Source organism: Stenotrophomonas sp. INTA L402-1 (assembly GCF_059295135.1).
This window is the reverse complement of record NZ_JCAFWP010000255.1, coordinates 1-517: the sequence shown is the minus strand read 5'-3', so window position 1 is coordinate 517 and position 517 is coordinate 1. Positions and strand designations below refer to the sequence as shown.

Sequence of the window (517 nt, the reverse complement as noted above, 5' to 3'; positions counted from 1 at the left end):
ACTCGCCAGAACGGCGACGTGCGTGATCCGCGAGCAGAGGAAAATGGTGTGCCTCACGGAAAAATGCCGTCAGATTCGTGGTCAGCGAATTGATAAACGCCTGCCACTCACCGCTGTGCTGATTAGATTCCAGCAAGTTCAGGTAATGACCGAAATCCGCCAGTCCCAGCGCACGCAAACGACGAACCAGTCGGTTGTAAACCATGTCGCGTTTATGGTCAGCCAGAACGATCCCGGCTCGTTGATAGATCAATTGACTTATCCGCCGAAAATGCGCGTCGGAAAGCGCCAGGCGCTCGGTCATCTGTAACAATAAAGACGTTTGCCCACAGGGCAGAGATGAAGTCATAGCGCCTTCTCAATCACTTCAGGATACCACTGGCGCAATTTGTAACTGCGCCGACTCATGTCGTGCTACTTCATGTTCTTCAAGGGTAAATACCGCCACACGCGACGAAAGATGGTCGGCCTGATTCAGTCGTTGCAAATCGTCGCGAAATGCCCAAAAGACATGCCG

General features: G+C 52.6%; 1 pseudogene. It reads right to left on the bottom strand.

What is annotated here, in order from left to right:
* A pseudogene (locus tag AC5O77_RS22655) lies at positions 1–304 on the bottom strand (chemotaxis protein CheR); the annotation flags it as partial.
* Positions 305–517 lie beyond the last annotated feature (213 nt).